Below are 6,359 nucleotides of genomic sequence, written 5' to 3'. Positions count from 1 at the left end.
TGTCCATCGACGAGCTGTTGCCGCTGTCCGCCACCGAGGTGTTGGTGGTGTTGTTGCCGCTGTCGGCGACCGAGCGGGTCGTCGAATTGTTGCTGTTGTCGGTGGACGAACGATTGCTGTTGTCCATCGAATTGCCGCTGTCTGCGACCGAGGTGTTGGACGAGCGATTGCTGTTGTCCATCGACGAGCTGTTGCCGCCGTTGTAGCTGCCGTCGGTGCTGGTCGTCGTGGTGGTCGTCGGCGTGCTGTTGCCGCTGTCGCTCACGGTGATATCGCCGGTGGCGAGGCTGCTGTCCGCCGCCGCCGACGTGCCGCCGCCGGCCGATCCGTCCTGTGCGCTGGCAATGCTTGCGGTCGCGGCGAGCAGTGCGGCAACCGACGTGCTGATGATGAGACTGGTTTTCATCCCCGTTGTCCTCTCGATACTGACAAGGACAGTGACCTCCCTGGGAGAACTGTCCGTTCCATCGGAACATCGGTTAATTAGCCATTAATGATTTTCGCCCGCCCCCTGCATCTGGGCGAAATGACCGTGCCGGAACGGGTAAAATCGCCCCCTTCATCTGGGGGGAACGGACATGTAACAATCGGCCTATTCGGCGTTGTCCCGAAATGGGACCGAAAGGTGTTTCAAAGTGGGATAACCTACATCAGGAACGGCGACAGTTCGCCGCGACGAAGGTCGCGCCGAACGATCACCTTATCGTCTCCGATGGCGGCCGGTATTTAGGCCGCGTGGAACAGGAAATCGCCCCTGACCGCGCGTTGATAGCGGATTACCAGCTGGATCAGGTCCGCCTGTCGATGCGTGTCGGTCTTGGCGAATACCTGCTTCAGATAGGCGCGTGCCGTGTCGGGCTTGATCCGCATCTCCGCCGCCGCCTCGCTCAGCGTGCCGCCCGCGACGAGCCGTGCGACCAGCTGCGTCTCGACGGGTGACAGCCCGTGCAGCTGGCAGATCACCTCCACCCCGCGCAATCCGCTCAGTTCGGGTCGCATGACATAGACGATCGCCGCCGCACCGCCCTCTGCGCTTTCCGCCGCGGCGGGGGCGATCACCGCGATCAGCGGGCGCTGCTGTTCCGGCCGGTCGAGCAGCAGCATCATGCTGTGCCGGCTGGGCGCACCCAACTCGGCGGGCAGTGCCAGCACATGGTCGAGCGCCGCCTGGAACCGGATCGCATCCTGATAGCGGGTGGGGCGCAACTGGTCGCGACGCAGCTCGACGCCGTCACGCGCCGCCAGGATCGCCTGCGCCGCCAGGTTGCTGAACGATACGCTGTGATCGGCGCGGACCAGGATGATGCCGCACTCGCTCTGGTTCATCACGCCCGCCAGCAGCCGCTGGCGCTCCGCCGCCCTGTCATTCTGCAGCCACGTCTCGTGCATCGCGCCCGCTGCCGCCGCCAGTCCGGGTGCGGCGGCCATCACCTGCGCGAACGTGTCGGCATCCTCCAGCGCGCGGTGGTCGAACACCAGCAGCAGATGCGCGCTCGTCCCCGCCATCGGCGTGTCGAGCAGCAGCGCGCGGTACGCCGACATCGTCGCCTCGCGCAGCCAGGCATGACCGCGCCGTCCGGGCACATGCCCCGCGGCCAGCAGCACGGTCAGCGCCGCGTCGGCGAGCGGATCGACGGCGGCGCGGCCATGGGCCAGTCGCTCGCGGTCGGTCGGCGCATCGTCGTCCAGCACCAGGCAACCGGCCACCGCGCCGATCGCCCGGCACAGCCCCTCGACGAAGCGCGCCAGCGGCTCCGTCGCTGCGGTCGCCGCCACCGGCGTTTCCCCCTTCACGGGTCGTGCGACAAGATCGATGCCCAGCATCGCCACCTCCCGTTGTGCGCCCCCGCACCTGTATTCAGCACTTATCGGCCCGCCGACAGCTCAACATTAATCTGGATCAAAGTAAATGCCACGTGATTGAAATGACAACGATTGATGTGCCGTTCGGCGCCGCTTTCCTGTACTTCGCGGAGAGAGCTGTCCCGGATCGATACGGGCGGATTTGCATAATAGTCCGGTAGCCTGCTGTTTTTCGGCACGTGTCACCACTTTCCCGATCGTGGCGCCGGTCGTACACCGGCGACATGACCAGCAGGGACGCACACCGCGGCATCATCCGCACCGGCATCGGCGGCTGGACGTACGAGCCGTGGCGCGGCACCTTCTATCCCGCCGGCCTGCCACACAAGCGCGAGCTGGAACACGCGGCGGCCCAGCTGACCGCGATCGAGGTCAATGGCACCTATTATTCAGGCTTCAAGCCTGCGACCTTTGCCGGCTGGGCGGCGCAGGTGCCCGACAATTTCGTCTTCACGCTGAAGGCGTCGCGATACTGCACCAACCGCAAGGTGCTCGCCGAGGCAGGCGAGTCGGTCGCGCGCTTCGTCGGGCAGGGCATCGTCGAGCTGGGCGACCGGCTCGGCCCGATCCTGTGGCAGTTCATGGCGACCAAGAAGTTCGAGCCGGACGACTTCGCCGCCTTCCTGCAACTCCTGCCCTCGTCGCACGACGGCGTCACCCTCCGCCACGCCGTCCAGGTTCGCCACGACAGCTTCGCCGACCCGCGCTTCGTCGACCTGTGTCGTCGGGCAGGGGTGGCGATCGTGTTCGCCGACTCGGCCGACTATCCGGCGATCGCCGACGTGTCCGGCGACTTCGTCTATGCCCGTCTGGAAGCCGCGGTGGAGGAGGAACCCACCGGCTACACGCCCGCCGCTTTGGACCAGTGGACTGCCCGCGCCCGCGAATGGGCCAGCGGCGGCTCGCCCCAGGGCCTGCCCTATGCGGCCAACCCCGCGCCCGTGACCCCACGCGACACCTTCGTCTTCTTCATCAACGGTGCCAAGGTCCGCGCGCCCCACGGCGCCATGGCGATGATCGAGCGGTTGCGGGGCTGACGACCGTACCGGCGGTCAGCGTGCTGTCCTGACCCCCTCTGCGACGATCGCGCCGTTCTCCCGTACCGTTATCGTCCCTGGCCCGCCATCGGGTCCGGCGAACTCGAACAGGAGAGGGCGGTCCCGCGCACGAAACACTGTCGTGGCAACCGGCACGAGGTCCGTCGCCAGGTCGCCCGACGCCAGATGCAACCGGTCGTCGACCAGCGTGACCGCGATCGACCCCATCGCAGAGGCATAGACCCCGACATAGCGCCGCAACGTCACCGGCGGAATGTCGACGGACGGCATTACCGGCTGGTCGAGCGCTGGTCCGTGCGCGTAGCTCAGCACGCGGCGCATGACGAACCTGCCGTGCAGGTCCTGCCAGACGATCGCGAAGCGCGCCTCGCCATCCAGCCGTTCGTTCTGCCCATCGCGCCGCGCGTAGAAGCGGTGCCTTCCTGTCGAGATCGCGCCGAAGCCGGGAACCGCATCATAGGACACCGACCCTGCCACCACCTCGCGTCGGACGTGCAGGCCGGGCGTGCCGCACGGACCATCCATCAGCGACCGGACGACCGGGCCGCGAGAGATCGTCGCACCGGTCTTGTCGTGATAGAACTCGATGTCGGGCGAGAGCGCCGCGGCCATGCCTGCCTCGTCGCAGGCGTTGAACGCCGTCCAATAGGCGTCGTCCGCCGCCCTGACCTGCTGTTCGATCGATACGGGCGCCGGCGTTGCTCGCGCGGGCGTAGCATCCGCCATCATCAACGCCATCAGCAGCATAGTCTTCTCCCCCGCCGATGAATGTCGGTCAGGGGTAGGTGTATTACATCAGCGATACACTGTGGCAACCCACGTCGATGATCGATCGAGGCTCGAAGTCGGTGTGGCAGCGAAATGTCCGAGATCGTTCGCTGCCGATCGGTCCTAGGACGTCGCGCTCACCACCGGTGCCGTTGGCGTCGTCGTGATCGGCGGCGGGGTGGTCGTGCGCACCGGCTGCTGCGCACCCTGCGCCTGTCCCAGGATCGCCGCCGTCTCGATCACGTCCAGCGCCTGATGTGCCAGCGCGTAGCGTCGCGCCGCCGCCAGCCACGCCCCTGCCTGTGCCGCACCGGGCAGCCGCGCCACTTCGGCGCGTGCCGCGTCGACCTGCCCGTCGTCGAGCAGCCGCCGTGCGCGCGCCAGCCGGTCGACCGGTGCGGCGGACGGCGTGCCCTCCTCGCGCAGCACCACCAGATGGCCCAGCTCGCGCCGCATCTGGGTCAGCCAGCCGGTGTCGGCGCCGGTCTGCAGCGTCGGCGCGATCGCGTCCAGGCCCTGGCGCAGATCCTCGGTCGTCACCGGGGTGCGTGCCGCCTGGATTACCACCGCCACCGCGCGCGGCTGGGCCGCGACGAAGCGGGTGCGCAGCTGTTCTTCCAGATAGCCCAGGCCCGTGCCGCGATCGATCGCGCGCCGCGCGGCGAAGGCGACCATCAGCGCTTCCGCTCGTGTCGCCTGGGCGCCCGCGGCGGCGGCGTCCGTGGCGATGGCGGCGGCGCGGGCCTCCAGCGCGGTCAGCTGCCCGGCCAATGCCGCCTCGCGCGAGACGAGGGCGGCCGGATCGACCGCCGGTGCCTCGCCCGCCGCACCCAGCGGCTGGGCGGGGACGAAGCCCGGCGCCTCCGCCGTGCCCACCGCCTTGGTCTTGTCGCCGGTCAGGTGCAGCGTGCTGCCCCAGTCATAGCCCTCGCGGATCGCGTAGCTGGTCGCGACCCCGCCGATCACGAAGGCCAGGATCACGAGCAGCGCGATCCAGACCCAGGCGCGTCGGCGTGGCGGCTGCGTGCCATAGGGCGGGTGGCTGCTCATCGGCGGCGTTTATCCTCGCAAGCCCTCGCGCGGTCAATCGGCCAGCTGCACCGCAAGGGCGACCAGTGCTTCGTCCTCGGGCCGGTCGAGCGCTGCCACACGCTGCCAGCCCCCGCCCGCTGCCGTCAGCACCGCTGTCGACAAGGCCGCCAGCCGCACCGTGTCACGCGCGATGCCGAACTCCGCCAGCCGCGCCGCCGCCCGCGCCGAGTGGAGCAGCACGACGCTGCCCGCCAGCACGCCCGCGTCGACCGGCACGGGATCGGCGGCATAGACCGTGATGGCGTCCAGCCCCGCCAATGCCACCCGCTCGCGCCCGGCAAGATGCAATAGTCGCCCCGGCAGGCCCGCGATCAGCGAGGCCGCATCGGCTGTCCCCACCGTCGCGACTGCGAACCCCGCCGCCCGCGCCGCCGCCGCCGTCGCCGCGCCGACCGCCTGGACCGGCAGTGCGCGCAGTCGCGCCAGCTCGGCGCCGCCGTGACGGAACGCATTGGCGCTGGTCGCCACCAGCGCGTCGTAACCGGCGGGATCGGGCGCCCGCCACGTCACCGGCGTCACCGCGAACAGCGGTAGCCGGATCGCGGTGAACCCCAGCGCCTCGATCGCCGCGGCGGTACGCGCATTGCCCGGCTCGGGCCGCAGCACCGCCAGCGACCGGCTCACGCCGCGAACAGCCGCCGCACCGCCTCCGGCGCCCGCGCTAGCAGGTCTGCCGCCAGTGCCGCGCCCAGATCGTCCGTCGCCACGCCCTCGACGAACCCCTCGATCCGTGCCGACCCGTCCTCCGCCAGCAGCTCGCCGCGGAGGACCAGCGTCTCCCCCGCGAGCGCCGCCAGCGCCGCGACCGGCGAATGGCAATCGGCCTTCAGCGCCGCCAGCAGCGCCCGCTCCGCCGCCACGCAGGCATGGGTCGCCGCGTCGTCGATCGCCCCGACCCGTGCGTGGGCGGCGTCATCGTCGGCCCGCACCTCGATCCCCACCGCCCCCTGCGCCGGCGCCGGCAGCATCGCGTCGGTGGCGAGCGCATGACCCACCTCGCCACGCCCCAGCCGGTCGAGCCCCGCCGCCGCCAGCAGCGTCGCATCGACCTCGCCCGCCGCCAGCTTCGCCAGCCGCGTCTCGACATTGCCGCGCAGCAGCACGATGCGCAGGTCCGGCCGCACCGCCAGCAGCTGCGCGCGCCGCCGCGGGCTGCTCGTCCCCACCACCGCGCCGGGCGTCAGGTCGTCGAGGCTCTCGGCCCCGATCAGCCGGTCGCGCACATCGGCGCGCGGCAGCATCGCGGCGATGCGGATCGCCGTTGGCCGCACCGTCTCGACATCCTTCATCGAGTGGACCGCCGCGTCGATCTCGCCGGCCAGGAGCGCCCGGTCCAGCTCCTTGGTCCAGAGCGCCTTGCCGCCGATCTCGGCCAGCGCGCGGTCCTGTACCCGGTCGCCGGTGGTGCGGATCACCACCAGCTCCACCGCGTCCTCCGCCCAGCCATGCGCCGTGCACAGCGCCGCCCGCACCATCCGCGCCTGCGTCAACGCCAGCGGCGACCCGCGCGTGCCCAATCTGAACTCGACCATGGCCCCGCCTAGCGTGTCTTGGACAAGGGCGGCAACCGGCCTACAA

6 protein-coding genes and 1 pseudogene are annotated in these 6,359 nt (G+C 70.1%); 1 reads left to right on the top strand and 6 read right to left on the bottom strand.

Annotated features, from left to right (window positions below; translation table 11 throughout):
- Together Q5H91_RS07935 and Q5H91_RS07930 are read right to left on the bottom strand one after the other, a co-directional pair.
- Positions 1-406: pseudogene (locus Q5H91_RS07935) on the bottom strand (hypothetical protein); the annotation flags it as partial.
- A 320-nt stretch (positions 407-726) separates the two neighbouring features.
- Positions 727-1,824, bottom strand: a complete 1,098-nt coding sequence (locus tag Q5H91_RS07930; protein WP_305172831.1) for a helix-turn-helix transcriptional regulator — start codon at positions 1,822-1,824, stop codon at positions 727-729.
- Between the two features lie 263 nt (positions 1,825-2,087).
- On the opposite strand from Q5H91_RS07930, the gene Q5H91_RS07925 reads away from it, so the two are divergent.
- Entirely contained in the window at positions 2,088-2,900 is an 813-nt protein-coding gene (locus Q5H91_RS07925) for a DUF72 domain-containing protein (protein ID WP_305172830.1), read from the top strand.
- 15 nt (positions 2,901-2,915) lie between these two features.
- On the opposite strand, the gene Q5H91_RS07920 is transcribed toward Q5H91_RS07925, so the two are convergent.
- From Q5H91_RS07920 to hemC, 4 genes are all read right to left on the bottom strand, one after another.
- Complete coding sequence (locus tag Q5H91_RS07920; RefSeq protein WP_305172829.1) at positions 2,916-3,668, bottom strand: nuclear transport factor 2 family protein; 753 nt, start codon at positions 3,666-3,668, stop codon at positions 2,916-2,918.
- Between the two features lie 144 nt (positions 3,669-3,812).
- On the bottom strand, positions 3,813-4,739 hold the full coding sequence (locus tag Q5H91_RS07915; RefSeq protein ID WP_305172828.1) for a hypothetical protein: 927 nt from the start codon (positions 4,737-4,739) through the stop codon (positions 3,813-3,815).
- A 33-nt stretch (positions 4,740-4,772) separates the two neighbouring features.
- Positions 4,773-5,405 carry a uroporphyrinogen-III synthase gene (locus tag Q5H91_RS07910; RefSeq protein WP_305172827.1) on the bottom strand — a complete coding sequence of 211 codons (633 nt, stop codon included), beginning with the start codon at positions 5,403-5,405 and terminating at the stop codon, positions 4,773-4,775.
- Positions 5,402-6,313, bottom strand: a complete 912-nt coding sequence (gene hemC, locus Q5H91_RS07905) for a hydroxymethylbilane synthase (RefSeq protein ID WP_305172826.1) — start codon at positions 6,311-6,313, stop codon at positions 5,402-5,404. The genes Q5H91_RS07910 and hemC overlap by 4 nt, the downstream gene beginning before the upstream one ends.
- Between the last annotated feature and the right edge of the window lie 46 nt (positions 6,314-6,359).

It is taken from the genome of Sphingomonas aurea, assembly GCF_030678875.1.
GTDB lineage: Bacteria > Pseudomonadota > Alphaproteobacteria > Sphingomonadales > Sphingomonadaceae > Sphingomonas > Sphingomonas aurea.
This window is presented reverse-complemented; position numbering and strand designations above follow the sequence as displayed.